This is a genomic window from Streptomyces sp. NPDC104313 (assembly GCF_055583985.1).
This window is the reverse complement of sequence record NZ_JBVJMW010000005.1, coordinates 293,027-319,342: the sequence shown is the minus strand read 5'-3', so window position 1 is coordinate 319,342 and position 26,316 is coordinate 293,027. Positions and strand designations below refer to the sequence as shown.

The 26,316-nt window shown below is 70.2% G+C and carries 23 protein-coding genes and 1 pseudogene; 12 read left to right on the top strand and 12 right to left on the bottom strand.

Going from position 1 to position 26,316, the window contains the following annotated elements; genetic code table 11:
- The first annotated feature begins 40 nt into the window (after window positions 1-40).
- The 4 genes from ACZ60Q_RS14890 (at window position 41) to ACZ60Q_RS14875 (ending at window position 4,974) form a co-directional block, all read left to right on the top strand.
- Complete coding sequence (locus ACZ60Q_RS14890; RefSeq protein ID WP_469633444.1) at window positions 41-3,229, top strand: nitrate- and nitrite sensing domain-containing protein; 3,189 nt, start codon at window positions 41-43, stop codon at window positions 3,227-3,229.
- A gap of 10 nt (window positions 3,230-3,239) precedes the next feature.
- The gene (locus ACZ60Q_RS14885) at window positions 3,240-3,653 is read left to right on the top strand and encodes a roadblock/LC7 domain-containing protein (RefSeq protein ID WP_469633442.1); all 414 of its coding nucleotides are present in this window, start codon (window positions 3,240-3,242) and stop codon (window positions 3,651-3,653) included.
- A 90-nt stretch (window positions 3,654-3,743) separates the two neighbouring features.
- Complete coding sequence (locus tag ACZ60Q_RS14880; RefSeq protein WP_469633439.1) at window positions 3,744-4,412, top strand: DUF742 domain-containing protein; 669 nt, start codon at window positions 3,744-3,746, stop codon at window positions 4,410-4,412.
- Window positions 4,393-4,974 carry a GTP-binding protein gene (locus ACZ60Q_RS14875; RefSeq protein ID WP_469633436.1) on the top strand — a complete coding sequence of 194 codons (582 nt, stop codon included), beginning with the start codon at window positions 4,393-4,395 and terminating at the stop codon, window positions 4,972-4,974. The genes ACZ60Q_RS14880 and ACZ60Q_RS14875 overlap by 20 nt, the downstream gene beginning before the upstream one ends.
- A gap of 78 nt (window positions 4,975-5,052) precedes the next feature.
- Here ACZ60Q_RS14875 and ACZ60Q_RS14870 read toward each other — a convergent pair whose 3' ends face one another.
- The 3 genes from ACZ60Q_RS14870 to ACZ60Q_RS14860 all read right to left on the bottom strand — a co-directional run bounded on the left by ACZ60Q_RS14870 (window position 5,053) and on the right by ACZ60Q_RS14860 (window position 11,043).
- Window positions 5,053-5,256 (bottom strand): acyl-CoA carboxylase subunit epsilon, encoded by a 204-nt coding sequence (locus tag ACZ60Q_RS14870; protein WP_469633433.1) that lies wholly within the window; start codon window positions 5,254-5,256, stop codon window positions 5,053-5,055.
- Between the two features lie 71 nt (window positions 5,257-5,327).
- Window positions 5,328-6,911, bottom strand: coding sequence for an acyl-CoA carboxylase subunit beta (locus ACZ60Q_RS14865; RefSeq protein WP_469633431.1), 1,584 nt, complete (start codon window positions 6,909-6,911; stop codon window positions 5,328-5,330).
- Window positions 6,912-7,173: 262 nt separating this feature from the next.
- The gene (locus tag ACZ60Q_RS14860) at window positions 7,174-11,043 is read right to left on the bottom strand and encodes an endo-alpha-N-acetylgalactosaminidase family protein (RefSeq protein ID WP_469633428.1); all 3,870 of its coding nucleotides are present in this window, start codon (window positions 11,041-11,043) and stop codon (window positions 7,174-7,176) included.
- Window positions 11,044-11,430: 387 nt separating this feature from the next.
- Here ACZ60Q_RS14860 and ACZ60Q_RS14855 point away from each other — a divergent pair, with 387 nt between their 5' ends.
- The 3 genes from ACZ60Q_RS14855 to ACZ60Q_RS14845 all read left to right on the top strand — a co-directional run bounded on the left by ACZ60Q_RS14855 (window position 11,431) and on the right by ACZ60Q_RS14845 (window position 14,553).
- On the top strand, window positions 11,431-12,642 hold the full coding sequence (locus ACZ60Q_RS14855) for a glycoside hydrolase family 64 protein (RefSeq protein WP_469633848.1): 1,212 nt from the start codon (window positions 11,431-11,433) through the stop codon (window positions 12,640-12,642).
- A 258-nt stretch (window positions 12,643-12,900) separates the two neighbouring features.
- On the top strand, window positions 12,901-13,572 hold the full coding sequence (locus ACZ60Q_RS14850) for a peptidoglycan-binding domain-containing protein (RefSeq protein ID WP_469633425.1): 672 nt from the start codon (window positions 12,901-12,903) through the stop codon (window positions 13,570-13,572).
- A gap of 357 nt (window positions 13,573-13,929) precedes the next feature.
- Window positions 13,930-14,553 carry a YceI family protein gene (locus ACZ60Q_RS14845; protein WP_469633422.1) on the top strand — a complete coding sequence of 208 codons (624 nt, stop codon included), beginning with the start codon at window positions 13,930-13,932 and terminating at the stop codon, window positions 14,551-14,553.
- A 93-nt stretch (window positions 14,554-14,646) separates the two neighbouring features.
- On the opposite strand, the gene ACZ60Q_RS14840 is transcribed toward ACZ60Q_RS14845, so the two are convergent.
- From ACZ60Q_RS14840 to ACZ60Q_RS14825, 4 genes are read right to left on the bottom strand one after another with little or no spacing between them, the layout of a single operon-like run.
- Window positions 14,647-15,678 carry an iron-siderophore ABC transporter substrate-binding protein gene (locus tag ACZ60Q_RS14840; protein WP_469633419.1) on the bottom strand — a complete coding sequence of 344 codons (1,032 nt, stop codon included), beginning with the start codon at window positions 15,676-15,678 and terminating at the stop codon, window positions 14,647-14,649.
- Between the two features lie 16 nt (window positions 15,679-15,694).
- Window positions 15,695-16,597, bottom strand: a complete 903-nt coding sequence (locus ACZ60Q_RS14835) for an ABC transporter ATP-binding protein (RefSeq protein ID WP_469633845.1) — start codon at window positions 16,595-16,597, stop codon at window positions 15,695-15,697.
- Between the two features lie 22 nt (window positions 16,598-16,619).
- Window positions 16,620-17,708 (bottom strand): FecCD family ABC transporter permease, encoded by a 1,089-nt coding sequence (locus tag ACZ60Q_RS14830; RefSeq protein WP_469633416.1) that lies wholly within the window; start codon window positions 17,706-17,708, stop codon window positions 16,620-16,622.
- The gene (locus tag ACZ60Q_RS14825; protein WP_469633413.1) at window positions 17,705-18,772 is read right to left on the bottom strand and encodes a FecCD family ABC transporter permease; all 1,068 of its coding nucleotides are present in this window, start codon (window positions 18,770-18,772) and stop codon (window positions 17,705-17,707) included. The genes ACZ60Q_RS14830 and ACZ60Q_RS14825 overlap by 4 nt, the downstream gene beginning before the upstream one ends.
- 209 nt (window positions 18,773-18,981) lie before the next feature.
- Between ACZ60Q_RS14825 and ACZ60Q_RS14820 the strand changes: the two genes are divergently transcribed.
- On the top strand, window positions 18,982-19,560 hold the full coding sequence (locus ACZ60Q_RS14820) for an MSMEG_1061 family FMN-dependent PPOX-type flavoprotein (protein WP_469633410.1): 579 nt from the start codon (window positions 18,982-18,984) through the stop codon (window positions 19,558-19,560).
- 127 nt (window positions 19,561-19,687) lie between these two features.
- On the opposite strand, the gene ACZ60Q_RS14815 is transcribed toward ACZ60Q_RS14820, so the two are convergent.
- Window positions 19,688-20,068: an ankyrin repeat domain-containing protein gene (locus ACZ60Q_RS14815; protein ID WP_469633408.1), complete on the bottom strand. Its 381-nt coding sequence runs from the start codon at window positions 20,066-20,068 to the stop codon at window positions 19,688-19,690.
- 52 nt (window positions 20,069-20,120) lie between these two features.
- Window positions 20,121-20,258: a deaminase domain-containing protein gene (locus ACZ60Q_RS14810; RefSeq protein ID WP_469633405.1), complete on the bottom strand. Its 138-nt coding sequence runs from the start codon at window positions 20,256-20,258 to the stop codon at window positions 20,121-20,123.
- A gap of 361 nt (window positions 20,259-20,619) precedes the next feature.
- Here ACZ60Q_RS14810 and ACZ60Q_RS14805 point away from each other — a divergent pair.
- From ACZ60Q_RS14805 to ACZ60Q_RS14795, 3 genes and pseudogenes are all read left to right on the top strand, one after another.
- Window positions 20,620-20,889: pseudogene (locus tag ACZ60Q_RS14805) on the top strand (transposase family protein); the annotation flags it as partial.
- An 803-nt stretch (window positions 20,890-21,692) separates the two neighbouring features.
- On the top strand, window positions 21,693-22,241 hold the full coding sequence (locus tag ACZ60Q_RS14800; protein WP_469633403.1) for a hypothetical protein: 549 nt from the start codon (window positions 21,693-21,695) through the stop codon (window positions 22,239-22,241).
- Window positions 22,242-22,380: 139 nt separating this feature from the next.
- Complete coding sequence (locus ACZ60Q_RS14795) at window positions 22,381-22,854, top strand: NUDIX hydrolase (RefSeq protein ID WP_469633400.1); 474 nt, start codon at window positions 22,381-22,383, stop codon at window positions 22,852-22,854.
- A 208-nt stretch (window positions 22,855-23,062) separates the two neighbouring features.
- Here the strand turns inward: ACZ60Q_RS14795 and ACZ60Q_RS14790 are convergent, their stop codons facing one another.
- Window positions 23,063-24,526: a catalase gene (locus ACZ60Q_RS14790; protein WP_469633397.1), complete on the bottom strand. Its 1,464-nt coding sequence runs from the start codon at window positions 24,524-24,526 to the stop codon at window positions 23,063-23,065.
- Window positions 24,527-24,672: 146 nt separating this feature from the next.
- Window positions 24,673-24,939: a GlsB/YeaQ/YmgE family stress response membrane protein gene (locus ACZ60Q_RS14785; protein WP_469633394.1), complete on the bottom strand. Its 267-nt coding sequence runs from the start codon at window positions 24,937-24,939 to the stop codon at window positions 24,673-24,675.
- A gap of 163 nt (window positions 24,940-25,102) precedes the next feature.
- On the opposite strand from ACZ60Q_RS14785, the gene ACZ60Q_RS14780 reads away from it, so the two are divergent.
- Window positions 25,103-25,273, top strand: a complete 171-nt coding sequence (locus ACZ60Q_RS14780; protein WP_469633392.1) for a hypothetical protein — start codon at window positions 25,103-25,105, stop codon at window positions 25,271-25,273.
- Window positions 25,274-25,301: 28 nt separating this feature from the next.
- Here ACZ60Q_RS14780 and ACZ60Q_RS14775 read toward each other — a convergent pair whose 3' ends face one another.
- Window positions 25,302-26,285, bottom strand: a complete 984-nt coding sequence (locus tag ACZ60Q_RS14775) for an NAD(P)/FAD-dependent oxidoreductase (protein ID WP_469633389.1) — start codon at window positions 26,283-26,285, stop codon at window positions 25,302-25,304.
- Window positions 26,286-26,316 lie beyond the last annotated feature (31 nt).

The window sequence follows — 26,316 nt, the reverse complement described above, 5'->3', positions numbered from 1 at the left end:
GGCACAGCGTAGGTGCCGACGCCGAGAGGTTGTTGGTCGAGTGAGGCGAAGCAACGAGGGCTCCGCGGCGCAGCCCGAGCGGGGCAACTTCACCCCGCCGTCGCGCGCTGTGGCGTCTCCTGCGGGTGCGCCGGGCACGGAACCGACCGGTGGTGGCAGCACCAGCCGGATGTCCCCGCGCAACTGGCGGGTGGCCACCCGGCTGAACGCGATCCTCCTGATCCCGGTGCTGGTCGGCCTCGTCATGGGCGGCTTCCAGGTGAAGGGCTCCATCGACACCTGGAGCGAGGCGCAGGATGCCGAGAGGACCGCGGTCGTCGTGCGTGCCGCGTCCGACTACGGGCAGGCGCTCCTGAACGAGCGGGACCTCACCGCCGAGCCGCTGCTCTCGGGCGACCGTGACGCCGATGTGGTCGAGCAGACCCGGGCCACCACGGACGAGGCGGCGCGGAAGTTCGACGCCGCGGTGAAGGGCATGCCCGCGAAGCCGGGCCTGGAGCGCCGTCTGAAGCTCTTCAAGGGCGAGGAACCGGGGCTTCCCGAGCTGCGCAAGGTCGCCTACTCCCAGGCGCTGGACCCGGTGAAGACCGAAGAGGGCTACGTCCAGGTCCAGCACTCGCTGATGGAGTTCTCCAACGAGCTCGGCCTCGGCACCGGCAACATCACCAGTTACGGCCGTACCGTCTACGCGATCGAGCTGTCCAAGGCTGCAGAATCGCTTCAGCGCTCGATCGGCATGCACCTTCTGGTGCGCCCGAGCAAGAAGCCGGGTACGTACAACGACCAGGTCAAGGCCTTCGGCTCGTACAACTACCTGGAGCAGATCGCGCTGGGCGAGTTCAATTCCGGCGGCACCCAGGCCGACGTCGACCGTCTCAAGCAGGTCATGGCCGGCCAGGCCGCCGAGGGCGCCAAGCAGCTCAAGGCGGCCAAGGACCAGGCCGAGGCCGCGGGCGAGACCTTCGTGGCCCCGCCGAGCATCGACGGCTCGGTCTTCGACGGTATGGCCCGGGAGATCGGCCAGGGGCAGGACCCCGAGGACCTGGCAGCCAAGGGCATCACGCCCGCGACCTGGATGGCCGCGGCGACCGCGAAGTTCGAGGGGTACGCCACCGTCGAGGACGAGCTGGTCACCAAGGCGGTGGACGAGGCCGCGAGCATCTCCTCCGACGCCAAGACCGACGCCATCGTCAACGGCCTGATCGTCGTCATCGCGCTGCTGGCCGCCTTCCTCCTGGCCGGGCTCATGGCCCGCCAGATGAGCCGCTCCATGCGCCAGTTGCGTACCGCCGCCTTCGGCATCGCCGAGCAGCGGCTGCCCACCCTCGTCGACCAGTTGTCGCGCACCGACCCGGGCCGGGTCGACACCCGGGTGCAGCCCATCCCGATCACCACACGGGACGAGATCGGCGAGGTCGCCCGCGCCTTCGACCAGGTGCACCGCGAGGCCGTCCGGCTCGCAGCCGAGCAGGCCATGCTGAGGGGCAACGTCAACGCGATCTTCACGAACCTCTCGCGCCGCAACCAGTCGCTCATCGAGGGCCAGCTGACCCTCATCACCGACCTGGAGAACAACGAGGCCGACCCGGACCAGTTGGAGAGCCTCTTCAAGCTGGACCACCTGGCCACCCGGATGCGCCGCAACGGCGAGAACCTCCTCGTCCTCGCGGGCGAGGAGCCCGGCCGCCGCTGGAACCAGCCGGTACCGCTGGTGGACGTCCTGCGGGCCGCCTCCTCCGAGGTGGAGTCCTACGAGCGCATCCAGCTGACCGGCGTGCCGGAGAGCGAGATCCACGGCCAGGCCGTCACCGACCTCGTGCACCTGCTGGCCGAGCTCCTGGAGAACGCCACCACGTTCTCCTCTCCGCAGACGAAGGTCAGGGTCAACGCGACCCGGCTGCCCGACGGCCGCGTCATGGTCGAGATCCACGACAAGGGCATCGGCCTCACCGCCGAGGACTTCGCCGACATCAACCACAAGCTGGCCAACCCGCCGACCGTGGACGCCGCGGTGTCGCAGCGCATGGGCCTGTTCGTGGTCGGCCGACTGGCCGACCGGCACGGGATCCGGGTCCAGCTGCGCCCCTCGGGCGAGCAGGCCGGAACCACCTCGCTGGTCATGCTGCCGGACGCCATCACCCACGGTGGCGGTGGCGAACCGGGCACCGGCCAGGACGACTTCAGCGTCTCCTCGATCATCCCCGAGCAGCAGCAGGCCTTCGAGCCGGCGCCGCAGCAGGCCTCGATGCGCACGGCGGCGGAGCTCGGCTTCGACGACTCGCGCTACGAGCCCCCGGCGGAACCCGGTCAGCTGGACCCGCTCAACCGCTCGCTGATACGCGAGGAGCGCAGGGCGGCCCTGGAGGCCCAGGCGGGCCCGGGCGGCCCGTTCGGGGACAGCTCCCGGGAACAGCGGGGCTACGCGCCGGAGTCGTACGCGGGCGACCCGTACGGCGGGCAGCAGCAACAGGGTCACGCCGACGATCGCTACGGCCAGGACCAGTACGGGCAGCAGCCGCAGCAGCCGTACGGTGCCGGGGACGGATACGCGCAGCAGCACCCGGGGGGTGGTTATCCGGAATCGGCATATGCCGATCAGCATGCCCAGCAGGGCCAGTACGCCGACCCGTACGCGGCTTCGCCGGACCAGTCCCACCAAGATGATTGGCCTGTTCAGAGCGGTTTTCAACACGCTTATGAGCCGATTGCTCCCGTCGAATCGGAATCTGTTCCGAGCACGCCCGCAGAGCCTTCGGAGCGCGTAGGCTTCGACCGTCCGGGACCCACCCCGAACGTCGGCCACGAGCTGACCGAAGCCGGTCTGCCGCGCCGCGGCGGTCAGCAGCACTGGCAGCCCGGCCCCGGCGGCCGCGGCAACGACCAGCCCGATCCGACTCCGGGGGCCCAGCCGCAGCAGGAACAGCGGCAGGACCCGCAGACGGACGGGGACGGCACCGACGACTGGCGTTCGACGAATGACGAGCGCTGGCAGCGGGCCGAGAAGCTCCGTGAGCCGAAGGCGGGCGGAATCACCCCCTCCGGCCTCCCCCGGCGCGTTCCCAAGGCCAACTTGGTCGAGGGCACGGCGGAGCAGACCCAGCAGGGCGGCCCACAGGTCTCCCGCGCGCCCGAGGACGTCCGCGGCAGGTTGAGCAACCTGCGGCGGGGGATCCAGCGGGGACGCAGCGAGGGTTCGGACACCAGTACCACCTACAACCAGGAGCGTTAGTGTGAGCCCGATGAGCCAGGCGGCGCAGAATCTCAACTGGTTGATCACCAATTTCGTGGACAACACCCCCGGGGTGTCGCACACGGTGGTGGTCTCCGCCGACGGACTCCTGCTGGCGATGTCCGAGGGTTTCCCGCGCGACCGCGCCGACCAGCTGGCGGCCGTCGCCTCCGGTCTGACGTCGCTGACCGCGGGCGCCTCACGGATCTTCGAGGGCGGCGCCGTGAATCAGACCGTTGTGGAGATGGAGCGGGGATTTCTCTTCCTCATGTCCATCTCCGACGGATCCTCACTCGCCGTTCTGGCCCACCCGGACGCCGATATCGGTCTGGTTGGGTATGAAATGGCCCTTCTGGTAGACCGCGCGGGCGGAGTCCTGACTCCGGACCTCCGCGCCGAACTTCAGGGAAGTCTTCTTAGCTAGTAGACAGACAGTGCGTTTCTCGCCACCGCGCCATAAAGTGCGGTGGCGCGGCCGCACTGGGATCGGTGACCGGCAGTCGGAGGAGGAGACGTGGCAGCACCCACAGGCGGACACCCGTACAACGGTGACCACAGGGTTCCGGGTGAGCACGGTGACAACCGTTTCGGCTTCCCTGCCGCACCTGGCGGGCAGGGCCCCGGCCAGTACCAGCCGTACCAGCCGTACCAGCCGTACCAGGAGCCGCAGCACCAACAGCAGGGTGCTCACGGCGCGCAGGGGTCCGAGTGGCCCCCGCCGCAGCCGGGGGCGGGGTGGCCGGGGCAACCGCAGCAGCCCCAGCGGTACGACGCACCCCAGCAGCCGCGCATGCAGCCGGTGCAGCAGCGGCGGGCTCCCGAGCCCGCCCAGCCCGCCGCGCACAACCCGCTGGTCCGTCCGTACGCCATGACCGGCGGCCGGACCCGACCGCGTTACCAGCTCGCCATCGAGGCGCTGGTCAGCACCACGGCCGATCTGTCCCGGCTGCAAGGGCAGTTGCCCGAGCACCAGCGGATCTGCCGGCTCTGCATCGAGATCAAGTCGGTCGCCGAGATCTCGGCCCTTCTCTCGATCCCCCTCGGCGTTGCCCGGATCCTCGTCGCCGACCTGGCCGAGGCCGGACTCGTCGCTATCCATCAGCCCGGCGGCGACGAGGCCGCCGGTGGCCAGCCAGATGTGACACTGCTCGAAAGGGTGCTCAGTGGACTTCGCAAGCTCTAGCGGCGGAGCGGCCCGCTCCACTACCTCGGCGAAGATCGTGGTGGCAGGGGGCTTCGGCGTGGGTAAGACCACGTTTGTCGGTGCCGTTTCGGAGATCAATCCGCTGCGCACCGAAGCCGTGATGACGTCCGCCTCGGCGGGCATCGACGATCTGACCCACACCGGGGACAAGACGACGACCACCGTCGCGATGGACTTCGGACGCATCACCCTGGACCAGGACCTGATCCTGTACCTCTTCGGTACACCGGGACAGGACCGCTTCTGGTTCATGTGGGACGACCTGGTCCGCGGCGCCATCGGCGCCGTCGTCCTCGTCGACACCCGCCGCCTCGCCGACTGCTTCCCCGCCGTCGACTACTTCGAGAACAGCGGGCTCCCCTTCGTCATCGCCCTCAACGGCTTCGACGGATACCAGCCCTACACCCCCGACGAGGTACGCGAGGCGCTCCAGATCGGGCCCGACACCCCGATCCTGACGACGGACGCCCGGCACCGCGCGGACGCCAAGAGCGCGCTCATCACGCTGGTCGAGCACGCCCTGATGGCGCGACTGCGCTAGGACACCGGCCGTCTACGGAGAAGGGCCCCGCACTCCCGAGGAGTGCGGGGCCCTTCTCCGTACGGCCTGCGAGGGGGGTCAGCCCTGCCAGCTGTGCGGTGCGCGGAAGCCCGGGGTGCGCTCCAGGCGGCGCCAGCCGGCGGTGTCACGGCCGCGGTGGGCGGGGACGGGCGGCCGGGCGGCGGCGCGGGCCATCAGGACGGCGGTGATGGCCGCCAGCTCCTCGGGGTCGGCGTGACCCTTCTCGACGCGCAGGACGGACTCGGCGGACATCAGGCTCATGGTGGGGTGTCTCCGTCTTCTCGGCAGGATGTCGTGGACCGTGCGGCGGATCGCGCCGCCGCGGCGGATGACTACTGCGGGGGGTTGCCGTGCTTGCGGGACGGCAGGTCTGCGTGCTTGTTGCGGAGCATGGCGAGCGAGGCGATGAGCACCTCGCGGGTCTCGGCGGGGTCGATGACGTCGTCGACGAGGCCGCGCTCGGCCGCGTAGTAGGGGTGCATCAGCTCGGCCTTGTACTCCTTGACCATGCGGGTGCGCATGGCTTCGGGGTCCTCGGCGTCGGCGATCTGGCGGCGGAAGATGACGTTGGCCGCGCCCTCGGCGCCCATCACCGCGATCTCGTTGGTGGGCCAGGCGTAGGTGAGGTCGGCCCCGATGGACTGGGAGTCCATGACGATGTACGCACCTCCGTAGGCCTTCCTCAGGATCAGCGAGATCCGCGGCACGGTGGCGTTGCAGTAGGCGTAGAGCAGCTTCGCTCCGTGGCGGATGATCCCACCGTGCTCCTGGTCCACGCCCGGCAGGAAGCCGGGGACGTCCAGAAGGGTGATGATCGGGATGTTGAAAGCGTCGCACATCTGGACGAAACGTGCGGCCTTCTCGGAGGCCTCGATGTCCAGCACGCCCGCCAGCGCCTGCGGCTGGTTGGCGACGATGCCGACGACCTGGCCGTCCAGGCGGGCCATCGCGCAGATGATGTTGCGGGCCCAGCGCTCGTGGATCTCCAGGTAGTCGCCGTCGTCGACGAGCTCCTCGATCACCTGGTGCATGTCGTACGGGCGGTTGCCGTCGGCCGGTACGAGGTCCAGCAGGACGTCGCCGCGCCGGTCGGCGGGGTCGTCGCTCCGTACCGTCGGCGGGTTCTCGCGGTTGTTGGAGGGCAGCATCCCGATGAGGTAGCGGACCTCCGCGATGCACGTCTCCTCGTCGTCGTACGCGAAGTGCGCGACGCCCGACGTCTCGGCGTGCACGTCCGCGCCGCCCAGACCGTTCTGGGTGATCTCCTCACCGGTGACCGCCTTCACGACGTCCGGACCGGTGATGAACATCTGCGAGGTCTCACGGACCATGAACACGAAGTCGGTCAGCGCCGGGCTGTAGGCCGCGCCGCCCGCGCACGGACCGAGCATCACGCTGATCTGCGGGATCACACCGGACGCCCGGGTGTTGCGCTGGAAGATGCCGCCGTAGCCCGCGAGCGCCGAGACACCCTCCTGGATACGGGCGCCGGCGCCGTCGTTCAGCGACACCAGCGGGGCCCCCGCCGAGATGGCCATGTCCATGATCTTGTGGATCTTCGTGGCGTGCGCCTCGCCCAGCGCCCCACCGAAGATCCGGAAGTCGTGCGCGTACACGAAGACCGTGCGGCCCTCGACCGTGCCCCAGCCCGTGATGACACCGTCGGTGTACGGCTTCTTCGCCTCCAGGCCGAAACCGGTCGCACGGTGCCGGCGCAGCTGCTCGACCTCCTTGAACGAACCCGGGTCCAGCAGCAGCTCGATCCGCTCCCGCGCGGTCAGCTTCCCCTTGGCGTGCTGTGCCTCGGTCGCCCGCTCGCTCGGTCCGCGCCGCGCCTGCTCGCGCAGGGCCAGCAGTTCGGCCACCCGGCCACGGGCGTCGCTCGACTCACCCTGAGTTTCGTCCACAACGGTCATGTACTGACCCTACGAAGACCGACCCAGAAATCGCGCCGTCGACTCCGTACAGTCTCCTGCCCGGTTTCGTGGTGGGAGTGAACAGAACCACGCCACCGCGCACGCGATCCACCAGCGAAACGCCGCATTCGGTTGTGAAGACCCCACAAGAGGAGGTTGCGCAGCGGACCACACGCCCCTGAGGGGGCCCGAAGGCCCCCTCAGTATGGCGCGGCGCGTTTGCCCCGCTGTCACCGCGCTCGGGAAACTCGGCGGCCGACGGTCAGGCTCCGCAGTGGAAGCGGGCATCGCCCCAATCGGCGTGGTCGTTGCCGTTGCCGTCGCCGCCGTCCTGGACGACCAGCTCGACGTACTTCGCGCCGGTGACGTCGGCGGTGAGCTTCCAGGCGGGGTCGGCCGCCCCCAGCACCGGTGACGCCACCTTCTCCGTGCCGTCGGCGGTGACCGAGAACCGCACACTGCCCCGGGTGGCCTGGGCGTCGTCCACGCCGACCTCGGCGGTGAAGGAGGTGCACTTCCCGCCCAGGTAGTAGCGGATCCTCGCCGGGGCGTGCGTGCCCAGGCCCTTGGCGTAGGTGACGCCGCCGATCTTCAGGGGGCCACCGTCGCCGGCCCCGGCCTCCCCGTTGGACCGGTCTCGCTCGACCGGGCCCCAGCCGTTCTGCGAGGCGGTCCAGTCGAGGTCGCCGGCCCAGCTGTCCGCGGTGGGCGGCGGCGGGAGCGTACGGACGGAGGTTCCCGCGCCGAGGGCACGGCCGGCTCCCCCGACGGTGTACGTGGCCTCCGCTTCCAGCGCGTACGTGCCGTAGGGGGCGTCGACCGGCGGGGTGACCCGCCAGCTGCCCGTGGCCTTCGCGCCCGGGGCGACCGAGTCGAAGACGACCGCGCCCACGGGCTCGGCCTTCCAGCCCTCGGGCACGGCCAGCGCGAGCCGCACGCCGGTGGCGGCACTCGCCTCGTCGTTGCCGAAGGCCGCCTTCACCGTGTTCGGGGCTCCCGGCTCCAGGGTCTCGGCGTCGGCGGACACGTCGAGGGTGCCGCAGACGGCCTCCTGCCCGGCGGGGGCCGGTCCGAGGTCGGTCACGGTGAAGCCGTCGAGCACGAAGTCCGCGCCCTCGGGTGCTCCGGGCAGCTTGCGCAGCCCGGTCCAGGTGTCACCGCAGCCCGCGGTGAGCGTCCGGCTGAACTGCCCGGTGGTGCGCTGCTGCCCGATCGGGGTGGCCCGGGTCTCGGTCGAGGAGGCCTTGCCGCCGGCGACCCGGTCGTACCCCTCCACCCAGCTGTAGGCCCCGGCGTGGCTGGACTGGTAGTCGAACGCGACCCGGTAGCGGTAGCCGTCCTTCATCGGGACGGTCCAGGGCGCGGTGCGGTAGACGAGGCCGGTGTTCTCCTCGTGGGACTTCAGGGACTCCTTCCCACCCAGCACGTCGTCGACTCGCTTCCCGTTCCAGCCGGACTGGGTGTACGGGGCGTGGAGCTGCGAAATGCTGGTGCGGGGGTCGGTGGAGCCGCCCGCGTTGCCCTTGAGGAAGGGGCCCCAACCCTGGTCGACGGCCTCGAAGTCCTCGTACGCCACGGTGCCCGTGCGGGTCGCGGGGGCGTTCTCGACGATCCGTACGTCATCGGCGCGGACCTTCGCCGTGCTGCCGTCCGCCGCCTCGATCCGGAGAGTGGTGCGGCCACCCGAGGGGGCGGTGAAGTTGACCTTGGCACGCTGGAAGGACGTGCCGTGCCAGTCGGACGCGGCGACGAAGTCCTCGGCGGTGGAGCGTTCGACGGCCACCGACGCACCCCCGGCGCTCAGCACCGTACGGCGGCTCTCGCCGGGCTCGACCTCAATGAGAGCGGAGGCGGTGTAGCGCTTGCCCGGCCTGAGCCCGGTGACGCTCTGGGAGAGCGCGGCCGGGCCGGAGCCGGAGAGTTCGGCGCTGTTGCGGCCCTGCTCGTCGGTGTCGCGGACGGCGGTGCCGGTCTTCGTCCAGCCCTTCAGGTCACGGTCGTTGAAGCCGGGGTCCTTCAGCCCTGTCCCCTTCCCCCAGTCGGCCGACCGGGCCTTCGGCGCCCGGTCGGGGTAGAGGACGTAGGCCTGTCCGGCGGCAGCCGTCAGCGTGATCCTCCCGCCGGCGGGGCGGACGGTGGTGACCTTCTCCCGGCCGTTGTCCGTCAGCTTGTAGAGGGTGTACGCGCCCTTGCCCGGCACCTCCCAGGTGCTGGAGCCACCGGTCTCGCTGTAGTGGTAGAGCTTCTTGCCGCCGTCCCACGGCAGCAGGTAGTCGGTACCGCTGAGCACCTTGCGGCCCTGGTCGTAGAAGGTCCGCTTCCCGTTCTCGACCGTGCCGCGCACCCCGCCGGTGAAGGTGATGTCGTTGCCGTCCCAGCGGGTGATCCTCTGCTGCTGGAGGTACTTCGCGGGCAGGTTCTTCTGCCAGATGTTGGCGGTGAAGGCGTTCCAGTCGGTCTCGCCGGTCCAGCCCTCGAAGTCCTCCAGGGCGCTCTGGCCGAGGACCGGGTGGTTGTTCCAGATGTCCTTCTCGCCGTTGCGGATGAACCGGATGATCTGCGAGTTCAGGCCCTTGTTGGTGGCCCCGCCGTAGTTGAGGTCGTTGGCCCAGTGCGACCAGAGCGAGGCGCGCTCGAACTTGTCGGCCCACTCGGTGCCGACGGTCCAGCCCTGCTTCTGCACGGCCTGGATCGTCTTGTCGGCGATCCAGCCGTGGCTGTAGTAGACGTCGATGTAGAGGAAGTCGAGGTTCTTGTCGGTCTCGTCGCGCAGTTGCTGGAAGCGTTCGGCCAGGTCGCCGCTGTTGATGTCGCGGCGCTGGTCGATGTAGTAGCTCTGGTTGAGCCAGTTCCAGCCGGGCTTGGTCTTGTCGACGAGCTGCTCGGAGAAGGCGTTGGCCTCCGGGTAGGACTCGGTGGCGTTCACATGGACGCCGAAGTCCGCGCCCCACTTCTCGCCGTCCTTGAGCAGGGTGTTGAGGTCCTTGAGCCCGCCGGCCCGCTTGTTGTAGTTGCCGCCGTAGTCCGGGTGGGCGGAGTCGTGCCCCTCGGAGCCGTAGCCCTTGAGGACGGCGAGCTGGCCGAGGCCGTCGGTGGCCTTCGAGATCCGCTTGACGTCGTCCAGGGTGCGCAGGAACGGGTGGGTGGCCTGGCTGGCGAAGTTGAACGGGATATGGGTGACGACCCGCTTCGCGGTGTCCTCGCCGCCCGGCGCGGTGACGCCGATCGAGCGGAAGGCGACGGCCCCGTCCTGCCAGTCGACGGCCCGGTCGCCGTTGGCGTCGGGGGTGACGACGACCTTGGCCCACGGCAGGTCATCGCCGCTCTCGGGTTTCGGCGCGCCCTCGCCCCGGTAGGTCCACTGGCCGGACCAGACGCCGACCCGGACGCCGCCGCCCTCCTCGGTGCGCGCCTGGTGCCAGAAGCGCGCGTCGTCGCCGCCGGTGGCCCCGGCGGGCTTGTCGTACGAGGAGTTGGACTCGACCGCCGCGGCGAGCGAACCGTTGTTGAGGATCGCGTAACTTGCCCCGACGGGTGCGGTGTCGGGCTTCGTCTCCTCGGTGACCTCCGCGAAGACGTCGGCGGTGCGGGTGGAGTCCGGGTCGAGCTTCGTGAACGCGGTGGCGGCCCCGGCCTCGGCGGACCCGACCGAGATCAGGTCATGTCCGGGGATGTCGATGGTCCCGACCCGGAACTCCGCGGTGTCGCGGACGGCGGTCACCTTGAACGTGGCGGCCCGCCCGGAGACGGTGAGCGAGGCGTCGATCTCGACACCCGGCAGGGAGTCGAAGGCGAGGGTGTAGCGGGCGGCGGAGCGGGTGATCCTCGGCTTGCCCTTGAGCTTCACGGGACGGGCGGTCCCGTTGAGGGTGACATCGGTGACCGGCCGGGTGCTGCCGAGCAGCTGCGCGCCGCTCGCCCGGTCGGTGTACGACAGGACGCGCGGGAAGTCGTCGGCGACGGCGACGGCGAGCCGGTCGGATCCGATGACGGCGGATCCACCGGACTCCGCCGCCCGGGCCGGGGCGGGGGACGGATCGGCGGCTGCGGCGGGGAGGGCGGCCCCGTTGAGCGCCAGGACGGCTGCGGAGGCCGCGGCGACCAGGCCGGGGCGAGGGAATCTTGGCGACATGGCCCCTGAGTAGTCGCCGCGTCCGGGCATCGTCAACGGACTTCGGTCCCTGGAGCCGGCTCCGTCCAACAACCCCGGTGCGTTAGTCCAAGTCGGGGCGGTGCGGGGCAGGCCGGGACCTCGTTCATCTCTTGGCCGTCGGCGCTCCCGGGCGGTCACGGTTCACACCCGCCCGGTTCCGGCACGTACCGCTTCGGGGCGTCGAGTTGTGAAGACCCAGCATTTTTGAGAGCGCTCTCAGCCACAAGTCTTGACGCTTGTTCCGGGCCTCGCGAGAGTGGTGCGCACCGCAGGCACCCCCACGGTCCCGCACCTCCCCGTGCCACCCGCCATCACCCGTCTGCGACCCCCCACCACCTCGGGAGTCACCTCGTGATCTCACGCCGCATGTTCCTGACCGGCGCCGCCGCCTCGGCCGCGGCGCTCACGCACCCCGCCTGGGGCACCGCCCTGAGCCCCCGCGCCTCCGCGGCCCCCGCGACCTGCGAACTCGCCCTGGAGAACAAGTCGTTGCCGGGCACGGTGCACGCGTATGTGACCGGCCACGAGCCGGGAACCGACCGCTGGACGCTGCTCGAGCCGGACGGCGGCGTCTACCGCCCCGATTCCCCCGGCACCCCGGGGACCCCCCTGCCCGTCGACTGCGCGATCCCGCTCAAGGCCGCGGGCGCGGGTCCGGTCGTGCTGACCCTGCCGCAGATGTACGGGGCGCGGGTCTACTTCGTCCGCGACGACAAGCTGGACTTCTACCTCAACCCGGGGCCGTCGCTGGTGGAGCCCGCCTTCGCGACGCCCACGGACCCCAACTACGGGCGCACCTGGTCGTTCTGCGAGTTCACCTTCAACACGGAGCAGCTGTACTCCAACATCAGCTACGTCGACCTGATCACCGCCCTTCCGATCGGGATCACGTTGGAGGGCGACGGGACCCACGTCGTCGCGCCGCACCCGGAGGGCGCGGCGCGACGGATCGCGGACGACCTCACCGCCCAGGCCGCCGTCGACGGGCAGCCGTGGGACAAGCTGATCACCCGGAGCGGGGACGGCGGCGTCCTGCGGGTCGTCTCACCGCAGAACATCATGGCCCCGTACTTCGACCGGCCCGCCGAGATGCCGTTCCGGGACCTGTTCACCGCCCAGATCGACGAGGTCTGGGAGAAGTACCGCTCCGAGGACCTGCGCATCGACCTCCAGGGCGGCCGGGGCACACTGGCCGGCCGGGTCAGCGGGGACACGCTGACCTTCGAGGGGGGCCACACCTTCGTCAAGCCGCAGACGAAGGACATCTTCACCTGCAACCACGGCCCGTTCACCAACAACCCGGGCGACTCCGACGACAAGAAGGCGATCCTGGCCAGGCTGGCGGCGGGCTTCAACCGCTCGATCATGCTGAGCCACCCGAGCCAGCCGAACGGCACGTCGACGGCGGACTACTACAAGGGGCCGGTCACCAACCACTGGTCCCGGGTAGTCCACGCGAACAGCCCGATCGGTTACGCGTTCCCGTACGACGACGTCCGCCCGGACGGTGAGCCGGACGTCTCGGGCGCGGCGCACGACGGGAACCCGCGTCGCTTCACGGTGAGCGTGGGCTCCTGACGCACGCCCGGTAGCCCGACAGGCGCGGGTGCCCCCGGGCCGGACCGACCCGGGGGCACCCGCGTGCCCGGCGCGGGGGGCGCACCCGCGTGTCCGGCGCGGGCCGCCGCACGTACCCGGCGGGCCACGCACACGCCCGGGTGCCGTCGCGCACAGCCGCACAGCCGCACGGCCGCAGCCGTCCGATACATCACCAATTGACACGTTATGCAGTGTTCTTGACTTCGGCACACCTCTCCGGGACGGTGCCGTATGCGAATGAAGCGACTCCCCCACCGGCTGCTCACGGCAGTCGCCGCCGGATTCCTGCTCACCGCCGCGCCCCCGGCCCAGGCGGACCCCGCCCCGCCGGGCTCCCCGGCACCACAGGCCGCCGGCGCGCACGGCCTGCGCGCCTTCCAGCAGAGCTACGGCCTGCCGCCGACCGGCCGGGTGGACACCGCCACCGCGCGGCTGCTGAAGACGGCCCCGGACAGCGAGCTGCGGGTGTTCTTCGCCGCCGCGGCCGACCTCGGCCCGGAACAGCTCGCCCATGCCCGGACGGTCATCGGCGTCGGGAAGGGGGCGGAGCTCTCCGAGGAGGCCCAGGTGATCGCCCTGATGACGGCCATGCAGGAGTCGAAGTTCGTCAACTACACGTCGGCGGTCGACCACGACTCGCTGGGCGTCTTCCAGCAGCGCCCCAGCATGGGCTGGGGCACGCCGGCGCAGATCACCCATGTGCCGACCGCGTCCAAGTCCTTCTACGGGCTGCCCTCACCCAGCGCCAATCCGGGGCTGCTCCAGATCGACGGGTGGGAGTCGATGGAGCCGGGCGAGGTGTGCCAGGCGGTGCAGCGGTCCGCGTACCCGGACCGGTACGCGCAGTGGGAGGACTTCGCCCGGGACCTGCTGGAGCAGGAGGGGCCGGACGCGGACCCGATCCCGTAGGACAGATGGCCCGGGTGCCGCCCGGCGAGGCACGCCCCCCGGGCCATCACTCGTGTCAGCAGCCGCAGTTGTCGTACGTCACGTCCCAGTGGTTGCCCTCGTCCGCGTAGATGTTGCCGGAGCCGGACCGGTACTGGCGCGCGCCGTCACCCCGTGTGCCGATGCAGGTGAAGGTGCCGGTGACGTAGTTGTTCAGGCCGACCTCCCCGCCCCGGACCGCGGATCCGATCGGGGGAACCCGGACGTCAGATGTTGAACTTTGAACTAGATGCGGTTACAGTCGAACTCGTTGAAGGTTGAACAACATCTTCCGCACCGCTCGATCCGTCCCCCGAAGCGCATCCCCGAGGAGGAGCCATGGCTCTGTTCACCCGCAAGTCCACCACCGCCGCCACCACCGTCACCGAGGCCCGCGCGGTGGACCCGGCGCTGGCCGCCCTGACCGGCACCTACACCCTTGACCCGGCCCACAGCAGCATCGGCTTCACCGTGCGCCACGCGATGGTCACGAATGTGCGCGGCTCCTTCGGCGAGCACGAGGGCACCCTGGCGGTGGACGGCACGGACCCGGCGAACTCCTCCGCCTCCATCGACGTGAAGATCGCCAGCGTCGACACCGGCATCGCCGACCGCGACGGCCACCTGGTCAGCGGCGACTTCTTCGACGCCGAGAAGTTCCCCCTCATGACGTTCCGCTCGACGAAGGCCGAGCAGCTGGGCGGCGAGGCGTACCGGATCACCGGCGACCTGACGATCAAGGACGTCACCCGCCCGCTCGCCATCGACCTGGAGTTCAACGGCTCCGCCACCGACGTCTACGGCAACGAGCGCGTCGGCTTCGAGGGCAGCGCCGACATCCTGCGCTCCGACTGGGGCCTGACCTGGAACGCGGCACTGGAGACCGGCGGCGTGATGGTCAGCGACAAGGTGAAGCTGACCTTCGACATCTCCGCGATCAAGGCCGCGACCCCGGAAGCCTGACCCGCGCAGCCTTCCCGCACAAGACAGCGCCCCGCACCCTGATCCGGCGAATCCGGCGAATCCCAGGGGTACGGGGCGCTGTGCGTACGGCGGCTACTTCGCGACCTTCTCCGCGAAGACCGGGACGACCTTCTCCAGCGCGTAGGACACGGACAGGACCGAGTCCGTGGCGAAGGCCTGGGAGATGTCCTTGTCGTCGAAGACGAGGTGGTTGCCCGCCTTCACCGACGGAACGGCCTTGTACAGCGGGTCGTTGCTGATGTCCGCGGCCGGGATGCCGATCGGGGCCATCACCGTGAGATCGGCGTCGAGCAGGTCCAGGTTCTCCTTGGAGACCTGGATGGAGAAGCCCTCGCCGGCCTCGGCCTCGGCCTTCGGGTTGTTCTCGAAGCCGAGCCGCTCGACGAAGTCGACCCGCCCGGTGCCGCCGACGTAGGCGCCGAAGCCCTCCGAGGTACGCGAGCCGAGGGTGATCGTCCTGTCCTTGAACTCGGGGTGGGCCTTCGCGGCGGCCTCGAACTTCTCCTCGGTCTCCGCGATCAGCTTCTCGCCCTTGTCGGGCACGCCCATCGCGGCGGCGATCATCGTGGTCTGCTGCTCCCACGAGAGCTTGTACTGCTCGCCGCCCTCGGGCACGCCCAAGGTCGGGGCGATCTTCTTCAGGGTGTCGTAGCGGGTCTGGTCGCCGCTGGACTTGGTGTCCAGAATCAGGTCCGGCCGGAGGGAGGCGATCTTCTCGAACTCCGGCTCCATCGTGCCGATCAGCTGCGGCTTCTTGTCGTACATGCCCTTGGCCCACGGACCGACACCCTCGCCGCCGAACGGCAGCCAGTCGCTGGCCCCGACCGGCTGGCCGCCGAGCGCGAGCACGGTCTCGGCGTCGCCCCAGCCGAGCGCGACGATGCGCTGCGGCTTCTTGTCGACGGTGACCTCGCCGAACTTCGTCGCCACCTTGGCCGGGAAGGCCCCGGCGGAGTCTCCCGAGGAACCCGAGGAGGCGGCGGAGCTGTCGGAGTCATCCGACGAGCCGCAGGCCGAGAGGGTGACGAGGAGGGCGGCGACAGTGCCGGCCGCGAGGACGGGGATACGGTGGGGGCGCCGTGCGTGGGGAGCGGAAGCGTTCATACCCTTTAGGTTAGCCTCACCTAATGATAACGGTGCCACCGGGTGGCAGGTGGTCTCCGTACGCGACTCGGGCGGCCGGGCCCCTCACATGGTGGCGGCCCAGCGGCACGACCATCGGGGTGGCCGACGCCGGGTCCTCGATCACCGAGCAGCGCATGCCGAAGACCTCGCCGACCAGCTCCTGCGTCACGATGTCGACCGGCCGGCCCTCCGCGACGATCCGCCCCGCCTTCATGGCGATCATGTGGTCCGCGTACCGGCAGGCCAGGTTGAGGTCGTGCAGCACGGCCACCATGGTGACGCCCTGCTCGTGGTTGAGGTCGGTGAGCAGGTCCAGGACGTCCAGCTGGTGGCTGGCGTCCAGGAAGGTCGTCGGCTCGTCGAGCAGCAGGATGTCCGTGCGCTGGGCCAGCGCCATCGCGATCCACACCCGCTGGCGCTGGCCGCCCGACAGCTCGTCCACGGAACGGTCGGCGAGTTCGAGGACGTCCGTCGACAACAGGGCAGCCGCGACCGCCTCGTCGTCCTCGGCGCTCCAGCGGCGGAACCAGCCCTGATGCGGGTAGCGGCCGCGCCCGACCAGGTCGGAGACGGTGATGCCCTCCGGGGCGGTGGGGCTCTGCGGCAGGATCCCGAGGACGGCGGCGACCTCCTTGGTCGGCATCTCCTGGATGGACCGGCCGTCCAGGAGCATCGCCCCGGCGGTCGGGGCCAGCAGCCGGGCCATCGCCCGCAACAGCGTCGACTTCCCGCAGGCGTTGGGGCCGACGATGACGGTGATCCGGCCGGGCGGTACCGCCACGCTCAGCCCGGGGACGATCTCGCGTTCGCCGTAGCCGAGCCGGACGTCCCGGGCTTCCAGAGTGTGATCGGTCACGAGGGGGCCACGCCTTTCGTCGTTCTTCCGATACGCCGCCATGTCCTTCTGATACGTCGCCATCTCAGCCCCCGCCGCCCACCCGGTTGGCGCGGGCCAGGAGCAGGAGCAGATACGGGGCGCCGATGATGCTGGTGACCACGCCCACCGGCAGCTGCACGGAGGGCAGTGCGTGCTGCGCCGCGAAGTCGGCGACCAGGACCAGCAGCGCCCCGGTCAGGGCCGCCTGCGGCAGGGCCGCGCCGCGGCCCGGGACCAGGCGGCGGGCGATCGGGGCCGCGACGAACGCCACGAACCCGACGGGTCCGGCGGCGGCGGTCGCGACCCCGGCGAGCGCGGTCGCGCAGCCCAGCAGGGCGAGCCGGCCGCCCTCGACCTTCGCGCCGAGCCCGGCGGCGGCGTCGTCCCCGAGCTGGAGGGGGCGCAGCGCGTGGGCGGCGAGGACGGTGAGCGGGACGAGGACGCAAAGGGCGATGAGCAGCGGCCACACCTGGCCCCAGGAACGGCCGTTGAGGCTGCCCGCGAGCCAGCGGAACGCCTCCTGCGCGTCGGTGACCTCGGAGCGGGCCATCACGTACCAGACGATGCTGGAAAGGCCCATGCCGACGCCGATCCCGATGAGGACCAGGCGCTGGCCGGCGATGCCCTGCCGCCAGGCGAGCAGGTAGATGGCCGCGCCGGCGACCAGGGATCCGGTCAGGGCGGTGGCGGAGAGGGCGAGTCCGCTGACCTGGAAGAGCAGAGCGGCGGTGACGGCGACCGCGCCGGCCCCGGCGCTGATGCCGATGAGGTCGGGGCTGGCGAGCGGATTGCGCAGCACGCTCTGGAAGACGGCTCCGGAGAGGCCGAAGGCCGCGCCGACGAGGATCGCGAGGAGGGCGCGGGGCAGGCGCAGCTCCAGCACGACGAACCGCGATCCGCCGTCGCCGCTGCCGAACAGGGTGGCGATGACCTTCCCGATCGGCATGACCATGTCGCCGAAGCTGAGCGAGACGCCGAACACGACGATCACGGCGGCCAGCAGGGCGGCGCCGACGAGAACGGAACGCCGCAGGCTCCGGCCGCGTACGGCGGACACCTGGCGTACGGCGTCGGCGAGCCGCTCCTTGTCCGCGCGGGCGGCGTCCTCGGCGACGACGGGTGCCGGGCTCACAGTTCCACCAGCTTCCTGCGCCGGACCAGCCAGATGAAGGGGACGCAGCCGATGGCGGCCGTGATCACGCCGACCTGGACCTCGCCGGGGCGGGCGACGACGCGGCCGACGAGGTCGGCGACGAGGAGCATGACCGGGGCGAGCACCATGCTGTACGGGAGCACCCAGCGGTAGTCGGGGCCCGTGATGAGCCGGGCGGCGTGCGGCACGGCGAGCCCGACGAAGCCGATGGGCCCGGCGACGACGGTGGCCGCGCCGCAGAGGATCACCACGGCGAGGGCGGACACCAGCCGGATGGTCCCGACCCGCTGGCCGAGGCCGCGGGCCAGGTCGTCGCCGAGGGAGAGGGCGTTGAGCTGCGGCCCGAGGCCCAGCGCGAGGACGACGCCGGCCGCGATGAACGGCGAGACCTGCCACAGCACCTCGGAGGACCGGGCGGTCAGCGCGCCGAGCTGCCAGAACCGGAACTGGTCGTAGCTGCCTCGGTCCTGGAGGAGGATCGCGCTGGTCACCGAGGTGAGTACGGCGCTGGTCGCGGCCCCCGCAAGCGCCAGTTTCACCGGGGTGGCGCCTTCCCGCCCGAGCGAGCCGACCCCGTACACGAGGAGGGCGGCGAGCAGCGCGCCGAGGAAGCCGAACCAGATGAACTGGGTGGCGGCCGTGAACCCGAGCAGGGTGATCGAGCACACCACGGCCACGGACGCGCCCGCGTTGATGCCGAGGAGCTGGGGGTCGGCGAGGGGGTTGCGGGCGACGCCCTGCATCACCGCGCCCGCGAGGCCGAGCGCGACGCCGGCCAGCAGCCCGGCGACGGTGCGCGGGATGCGGACCTCCTGGACGATGAGCTGGCCCTTGACCGAGGTGTCCGGGTCGAGCACCCCGTCGACGACGTCGCGGAAGGGCACGTCGCCGGAGCCGATGGCGAGGCTGGCGACGGCGGTGAGGAAGAGCACGGCGAGGGCGGCGAGCAGCCCGAGGGCGAGGACGGGCCGGCTGCGCTTGCGCCGCGTCTCCTTGCCGCCGTCCACCGGCTTCTCCTTCTCCAGGAGGGCCGGGCCGCTCACGACCCGGCCACCGGGGCAGCCGGAATGCGGTGGTGCACTGTTGTTCCTCACGCTTGTTCGTCGGCGCTGGGGTCGCCCCTCGGGCACGGGTGACGCCCTCGTTGGCCGGCACACCCCGGACGGGGAACACAGCGGGGCCCAAAGTAAGGTCACCCTAACAGTGCCTGTTCGACCGCGCTGCCACACCCCACGAGCTCCGGAGCACTTCCTTGTCGTACGCCGCCGCCCCCGCCGCCCCCGCCACCGGTCCGCTGGCCGGGGCCGTCCCCCTGGGCTCGGCGGACGAGCTGCGCGAGCTCCTGGGAACCCCGCACCCGATCGTCATCGACAAGGTCCACGACCGGCTCACCGACGACGATCTGGACCTGCTGGCCCGATCGCCGCTGTGCACCATGGCCACGTCGGACGCGGACGGCAACTGCGACGCGACCCCGCGCGGCGACGGCCCCGGCTTCACCCACGTCCTGGACCCGGGCACCATCGCGCTGCCCGACCGCCCGGGAAACCGTCGGGCGGACAGCTTCCACAACATCCTGACGAACCCGCGCGTGGGCCTGCTCTACCTGATACCCGGCGCGATGGACGTCCTGCGCGTCAACGGCCGGGCCCGCATCGTCACGGACGCCCCGTTCTTCGACGCGATGACGGTGAAGGGCCAGCGCCCGAAGCTCGCCCTGATCGTCGAGATCGACGAGATCTTCCGCCACTGCCCGGCTTCGCTGAAGCGGTCGGGGGTGTGGGCGCCTCAGACGTGGGCGGGGGCGGGGCGCCCTGATCAAGAAGGCTGACCCTGTGCGTACCGAAAATGGCCGCAGTCGCCAATCATGCGTGGATGCACGGTGGGCCTACGGGGGTCCATCCTCGACACGTTTGACCGAGAGACCTCAAAAGATTTCGGCAAGCTGTATGGGTTCGTCAGTCAACCGATCTCCTGAGCCACGCCTCAAAAAGATCAGTTGCCAGCCAGTGGCCCGAAACGAAAGCCATATGCCGAGCAGAAACTCCCTTGCCTCCATGTGAGGGGCGTTCAGGATCCGCACCCCTAGCAAGCAGAAGGGCGGTGGCGTCCACGTGCAAAGGCTCGCCGGTCTGAATATGCCCGTCCATCTCTCCGTCCACGGCGGAGTGGAGAAGCGTGAACCCGTTGCACTCTTGATGCACGTCACCTCCACTGTCGAGAATTTCCCGCAACTCCTCAAGGTCGCCTTGCTCCAACGCAAGGCGAGCAGGGCTCATGTCATCCACGATAATGGGCCTCTCGAACTCACTACACTTGAAAGCTAAGTGGTAGCGCACTCCCCCACCATGACCGAGTACGCCACCACCCTCCACACACAATGGCGCAATACTATCCATCTGTAACGATGACGCGCACATCCGGATAATCACTCTGGAATGAATCCATTACTCCACCGCACGAGTCACACATGGGCTTCTGAGTGTGAAGCCGAATTGTTCCGCTGACGCCCTCGCCAGGAGGCCCCATCCTATCGGCTAAGGGCTGTCCCGTTATCGGCGCACTGGTCGACGTAGGGTCTGTGGGTCGGCGCGGCCGGCCCTGTTGTCTCGGCGACGTGAGAGGGCATCGTTGAACCCCAACCCCACCTGCTGCTTCTGCCATCAGGTCATCGATCTCGACCAGGACGGGGCAGCGACCGAGTTCAGGCTCGGTGCGGTTGACCCGGTACGAGGCGGTGCCGTGCGGCAGCAGGCCTACTCACACTCAAGCTGTCTGCGCGGACGGGTCCACCCGAGCATCGACCTGTGGTTCGAGCTCTGAGGCCAGGCCAATCTCCGAGGGTCCCGACCGCAGGTGCGATGATCACGAGATGCCTCGCATGATCACGGCGCCCGTCGGCCGGACGACCACCATCTCCGACGGCGGCTACCCGGGCACCGGCCTGGTCATCCCGCACCGCAAACCCCGCGGTGGAGAACTGTCCGAGTGGCAGGCCGAGCACAACCGCGAGCACAAGCAGGTCCGCGCCCGCGTCGAGCACGTCTTCGCCCGCATGAAGACCTGGAAGATCCTCCACGACTGCCACCTCAAGGGCGACGGCGTCCACCACGCCATCCTCGGCATCGCCCGACTCCACAACCTGCTCCAGGCCGCGTAGGCCAGGACGCCAGCAGCTGGCGAGCCGCCTCTCGACCACCCGGAGATCAATTACGGGACAGCCCTTAGGTAGTTGAAAACCTTAGCCTCAGAATCTGTGGTTCTACCGACCGGAATATATCTTTGCGGATATCCCGCGCGTGTATCACCTGGACTCGGCACCATCCCGGCTCGTCTTTCATTTCCACTCATCGCCGCCAATATCATGGGATCCATCCCGTCGATATCGACAGTGGCGGCTGCCAGGTTCGCAGAACCTCTGAATCGCCCAGTAGCCCTGAGTCCGTCGACCACGTCCCGGGGATCAGTTTCACGGATATGCCGAGCCGCACTCCAAGCATCCTGAAGTTTCTTAAACTTATTCCCAAGCTTTCCGAAGTCTCCGAGCGGAAGCAGCCCGGCAACCCCTAGGCCGACACCTAGACCGTCGCCTTCGTCAGCAGACCTAGATATGTCATAGGCATCGCACCCGAGGCCTGCTACCGGAACCCATCCACATAGAGCAAGGGACAATTCCGTAAGGAACTGGCCGGATTCCCGAAAGACCCCTCCATACGGGCCCGGCACGGGTGCAATCCCAGGACTGGGGGCAGGGACAGGGGACGGAAGCCCGCTTCCGGAACTGTTGGGCCCCGAAGAACGCCTTGTCGTCCGGCCAGGCGGTCGGCTTGGGCCCGCCCTGGTCCCGGCGCGTGACGTCCCAGGTGTCCCCGTAGGGGTTGCGCGCGGGTACCGTCCTGCCACCGCTCTGGTCGAGGGCGTTCCGCAACCCCGCTCGTTCTGTGGGTCGCTAGCATCCACGGCATGATCAGCGATCCCCTGGCCGAGCTGCGTCTTCCGGATCCGCCTACGACCGAGCACATCGACTTCGAGACCCTCGACGGATACCGATTCGCGGACGGCGAGGGGTTCCCGGATTCCTATCGGGCGTTCGTTCGCCACGCGGGGTGGGGGCGCACCTTCGGGTTGTGGCTGGTCTATCCACCGGTGCTGCCGGGGTACGCCGACGGCCTGCACGGCCGGGGTGACCGGCTCACGGCGCGTTTTCGCGCGAGCTACCGGGAGGGCGAGACCGAGGAGTTCGACTGGATGGTGGAGCCGGACGGCCACTGGTCCCTGGCGGCCACCCTGGAGGTCTTCGCGTGGAGCGAGAACGGCGACGTCCTGTTGTGGAACACCGCGTCACGCGACACGAACGGGGAGTTCGCCGTCTGGGAGTCGCGTGGTGGCGACTCGCTGCACCACCTGGGCGCGGACCTCCGTCAGGCACTGCCGTTGGTGCGCGCCCGCTCCGACCACGCCTTCGGACCGCGCCCGTTCGCCGTGGAGCCCCTCCCCGCCGCCCGCCTCTGAACGGGCCGCCGCCCCCGGTGCGCTCGCGTACCCCGTGGCGTCCGTACTGCCGGGTGAAGATCGTGGCGGTGTGGCGGACCAGGTCGGACTCGCACGAGGCCCCGCCGGGGAAGAACCAGCCCGGCGATACCCTCCCCGCATGGACCGGCGACTGGCCGCGTACGCGGTGTGCATCGAGGACGGGCGGGTGCTGCTCGCGCTTGCCGTGGGTCCGGGCGGCGAGCGGACGTGGACCCTCCCGGGCGGCGGGGTCGAGCACGCGGAGGATCCGCACGACGCGGTGATCCGGGAAGTCGCCGAGGAAACCGGTCTGGAGGCCGTGGTCGAGCGTCTGCTCGGCGTGGACTCGCGGGTGGTTCCGGCGGCCGAGCGCCGCCGGCCGGGTGCGCCCGAGCTGCAGAACGTCGGCGTCTTCTACCGTGCCCGCGTCACCGGCGGCCGGCTGCGGCCCGAGCCGAACGGCGACACCGCCGAGTCGGTGTGGACCCCGCTGCCCGAGGTCGCCCGCCTGCACCGGTCGTCGCTGGTGGACGTCGGGCTCGCCCTGGCGCGGACCCTTCCGCCCTCCGGGCACGTCGCTCCCGTCCCGGTCGGCGGCCTGATCCGGCACTGAGCGATCCCGGGTGAAGGGAGCCGCAGCATGGTGGCGGGCCGCTGCGCCTTCGCCTTGAGCGCCCCGGCCCACGGTCCGGGACAAACGGCAAGGCTCTCGCCCCGTCGGACCGACGGGGCGAGAGCCTTGCCGTACGGCCGGGCCCGCCTCAGGCCTTGTGCCGCGTCGACGAGCGCGCGGGGTTGCCCTGGCCGCCCGCCTTCGGGTCCTACCCGCCCGCCTTCGCGCGGACGCCCTGCTCGACACGCTTGCCGAGGGGGGCGTCCACGTTCGTCCAGTACTGGAAAGCCCGCTTCAGCACCGGTTCGCTCACGCCGTCCAGCAGGTGGCCGACGATGTTGTCGACCAGCCGGTCCCGCGCCGCGTCGTCCAGGACCTCGCGGACCATCGTGCCCGCCTGGCCCCAGTCGTCGTCCTCGGCGTGGTCGACGTAGGCCGCCCGGGTGATGTCGCCGTCGGCGTACCAGCTCGGCGGGGTGCCGTAGCGCTCCGTGTCGGCCGCCGGGCCGCCCTTGGAGTTCGGGGCGTAGACCGGGTCACTGGTCTTCCGGTAGGCCATCGCCCCGTCCTTGGAGTACGTGTGCACCGGGACGACGGGGGCGTTGACGGGAAGTTGTTGGTAGTTGCCGCCGATGCGGTAGCGGTGCGAGTCCGCGTAGCTGAACAGCCGGGCCAGCAGCATGCGGTCCGGGCTCGGGCCGATGCCGGGGACGAAGTTGTTGGGCTGGAAGGCCGCCTGCTCGATCTCGGCGTGGTTGTCCGTGGGGTTGCGGTCCAGCGTCATCCGGCCGACCTCGATCAGCGGGTAGTCGCCGTGCGGCCACACCTTGGTCAGGTCGAACGGGTTGAACCGGTAGTCCTTCGCGTCCTCGTACGGCATGACCTGGACCTTCAGCGTCCAGCTCGGGAACTGCCCGTCGCGGATGTGCTCGAAGAGATCACGCATGTGGTGATCCGTGTCCACGGCGGCCATCTGGTCGGCCTCGTCCTGCGTGAACGTCTCGACGCCCTGGTCGGTCTTGAAGTGGTACTTCACCCAGAACCGCTGCCCCTCGGCATTGATCCACATGTACGTGTTCGAGGTGTAGCCGTTCATGTGGCGCCAGGTCCGCGGGATACCCCGGTCGCCCATCAGCCAGGTGACCTGGTGGGCCGACTCCGGCGAGAGGGTCCAGAAGTCCCACTGCATGTCGTGGTCACGGAGGTTGTTGTCCGCCCGGCGTTTCTGGGACCGGATGAAGTGCTGGAACTTCATCGGGTCCTTCACGAAGAACACGGGGGTGTTGTTGCCCACCATGTCGTAGTTGCCTTCGCTGGTGTAGAACTTCACCGCGAAGCCGCGCGGGTCCCGCCAGGTGTCCGGGCTGCCCCGCTCCCCGGCGACGGTGGAGAACCTAGTGACCAGGTCGGTCGTGGTGCCGGGCTGGAAGAGAGCGGCCTTCGTGTACGCCGATACGTCCGCGGTCACCTCGAACTTCCCGAAGGCGCCACTTCCCTTGGCGTGCGGCTGGCGTTCGGGGATGCGTTCGCGGTTGAACTGGGCCATCTGCTCGATCAGGTACGAGTCCTGGAGCAGGATCGGCCCGCCCGGCCCGACGGTGAGCGAGTGCTCGTCGCTCTCCACCGGGGCGCCGGAGTCGGAGGTGGTCGGCTTGCGCGAGGTGTCGGTCATGTCGTCGTTTCCTCTTGTTTGACTTCCGCGGACGCGTCGGTGGCAGCTCCTCCTACGGCGCCCTGCTGACCCTCTGCCAATGTAGGCAAAGGCGGAGGAACGCACTCGTCGAGCGATCCCTCACGACGGGCCTGCGACCGGACCGGTCAGCGGGACCGCTGCCCCGTGACCAGGCGGTAGAGGAGCAGCACGATCACCGAACCGACGACGGCGGCAATCCACGTCGACAGGCTGAAGAAGCCGTTGATCGAGTCGACGCCGAAGATCACCTTGCCCAGCCAGCCGCCGAGCAGCCCGCCCACGATGCCGATCACCATCGTGAGGAGGCAGCCCCCCGGGTCCTTGCCCGGAGTCAGCGCCTTGGCGATGAGTCCCGCGAACAGGCCGATGAGGATCCAGGCGATGATGCCCACGAATGTCTCCCTTGCCGTTGCCGTCGCCCCGGCACCCTCGTGGCGCCCGGCGCCCTCCGCGTATCCCCGATGGGGAACCTCACACATCCGCCGGATCTCGCCGTCACCCCAGGGGGCCCGATTTCGCCTGCCTGCGTTACGCCGGACGGGAACGGTCGAGGACATGCCGCTTCCACCGGTCACGGGGGTGGGCGGGACGAGCCGTCAGGAGGACCCGGGGGGCAGCTGCTCCTGGGGCACCGTCGTGATCCTCGGGATCCTGGTGCTGATGGCGGTGCTGGTGCATAGGTTCTTCGGGTGGGCGCGTGACCTCCTCGGCGCTCTGTTCTCGTAACAGTGCCCGCCCTCGTCACCGCGTCGCGTCAGCCCCGCCGCCGCGCCTGCACCGCCTTACGGGTGTCCTCGGCGATCAGGTCGCCGTTGATCGCCCCTGCCGCCATGAGGCCGGCCGCGGCGGCCCCGATGACCTGTTCGGTGAGGCGGGTGACATTGCCCGCCGCCCAGACTCCGGCGGCCTCGGTCGCGCCGGTCGGGTCGGTCGGGATGTACGTGCCGATCACCTCACCGCCCATCTCCTGCGCCACCGGGACCAGGCCCAGCGACTCCAGTACGGCCGAACGCGCGGTGAAGCGTGCCTGGACCACCAGCGCCTCGCGCGGGATCACCCGGCCGCCGGCCAGCCGTACGCCGGTGAACCGGTCGTCCGCGACCTCCAGGCCCGTCACCTCACCGTCCACCACCGCCACCCCCCGGGCCGCCAGCTGCTCGTACTCCTCGTCCGAGGGCTCCGGGCCCGTGTGGCGGAAGAGGGTGACGTCCTCGCTCCACTGCCGCCACATCAGCGCCTGGTGCACGGCGAGGGAGCCGGTGGCGAGCACCCCGATCGGGCGGTCCGCCACCTCGCGGCCGTGGCAGTACGGGCAGTGCAGCACCTCGCGCCCCCACCGCTCCGCCAGACCGGGCACGGGCGGCAGCTCGTCGACGAGCCCCGTCGTCACCAGCAGCCTGCGCGCCTCGACGCTCCGGCCGTCCTCCGTCACCACCCGGAAGCCCCGCTCCCCCGGCAGCCGCCCGGCCGAGGCCACCCGGCCCTCGACGATCTCCGCCCCGTACCCGGCGGCCTCGCCCCGGCCGATCGCCAGCAGCTCGCCGGGCGGGGTCGACTCGCGGCCCAGGTAGTTGTGGATGTGGGACGCGGGCGCGTTACGGGGCTCGCCCGCGTCGATCACCAGGACCGAGCGCCGGGCCCGCGCCAGGGTCAGCGCCCCGCTCAGGCCGGCGGCCCCGCCGCCCACGATCACCACGTCGTACCGCTGCTGCTTCATGCCGTCACTCCTGCTCTCCATGCGGACCACCTCCGGTTGATGGAGATGGTGC

Coding starts and splice junctions, on each gene's coding strand:
- ACZ60Q_RS14845 (WP_469633422.1), top strand. CDS start 13,930: ATGGCTCTGTTCACCCGCAAGTCCACCACCGCCGCCACCACCGTCACC.
- ACZ60Q_RS14800 (WP_469633403.1), top strand. CDS start 21,693: ATGATCAGCGATCCCCTGGCCGAGCTGCGTCTTCCGGATCCGCCTACG.
- ACZ60Q_RS14780 (WP_469633392.1), top strand. CDS start 25,103: ATGCCGCTTCCACCGGTCACGGGGGTGGGCGGGACGAGCCGTCAGGAG.
- ACZ60Q_RS14865 (WP_469633431.1), bottom strand. CDS start 6,911: ATGACCGTTGTGGACGAAACTCAGGGTGAGTCGAGCGACGCCCGTGGC.
- ACZ60Q_RS14835 (WP_469633845.1), bottom strand. CDS start 16,597: ATGGCGGCGTATCGGAAGAACGACGAAAGGCGTGGCCCCCTCGTGACC.
- ACZ60Q_RS14790 (WP_469633397.1), bottom strand. CDS start 24,526: ATGACCGACACCTCGCGCAAGCCGACCACCTCCGACTCCGGCGCCCCG.
- ACZ60Q_RS14795 (WP_469633400.1), top strand. CDS start 22,381: ATGGACCGGCGACTGGCCGCGTACGCGGTGTGCATCGAGGACGGGCGG.
- ACZ60Q_RS14840 (WP_469633419.1), bottom strand. CDS start 15,678: ATGAACGCTTCCGCTCCCCACGCACGGCGCCCCCACCGTATCCCCGTC.
- ACZ60Q_RS14855 (WP_469633848.1), top strand. CDS start 11,431: ATGTTCCTGACCGGCGCCGCCGCCTCGGCCGCGGCGCTCACGCACCCC.
- ACZ60Q_RS14810 (WP_469633405.1), bottom strand. CDS start 20,258: ATGGGGCCTCCTGGCGAGGGCGTCAGCGGAACAATTCGGCTTCACACT.
- ACZ60Q_RS14860 (WP_469633428.1), bottom strand. CDS start 11,043: ATGTCGCCAAGATTCCCTCGCCCCGGCCTGGTCGCCGCGGCCTCCGCA.
- ACZ60Q_RS14775 (WP_469633389.1), bottom strand. CDS start 26,285: ATGGAGAGCAGGAGTGACGGCATGAAGCAGCAGCGGTACGACGTGGTG.
- ACZ60Q_RS14870 (WP_469633433.1), bottom strand. CDS start 5,256: ATGAGCCTGATGTCCGCCGAGTCCGTCCTGCGCGTCGAGAAGGGTCAC.
- ACZ60Q_RS14885 (WP_469633442.1), top strand. CDS start 3,240: ATGAGCCAGGCGGCGCAGAATCTCAACTGGTTGATCACCAATTTCGTG.
- ACZ60Q_RS14850 (WP_469633425.1), top strand. CDS start 12,901: ATGAAGCGACTCCCCCACCGGCTGCTCACGGCAGTCGCCGCCGGATTC.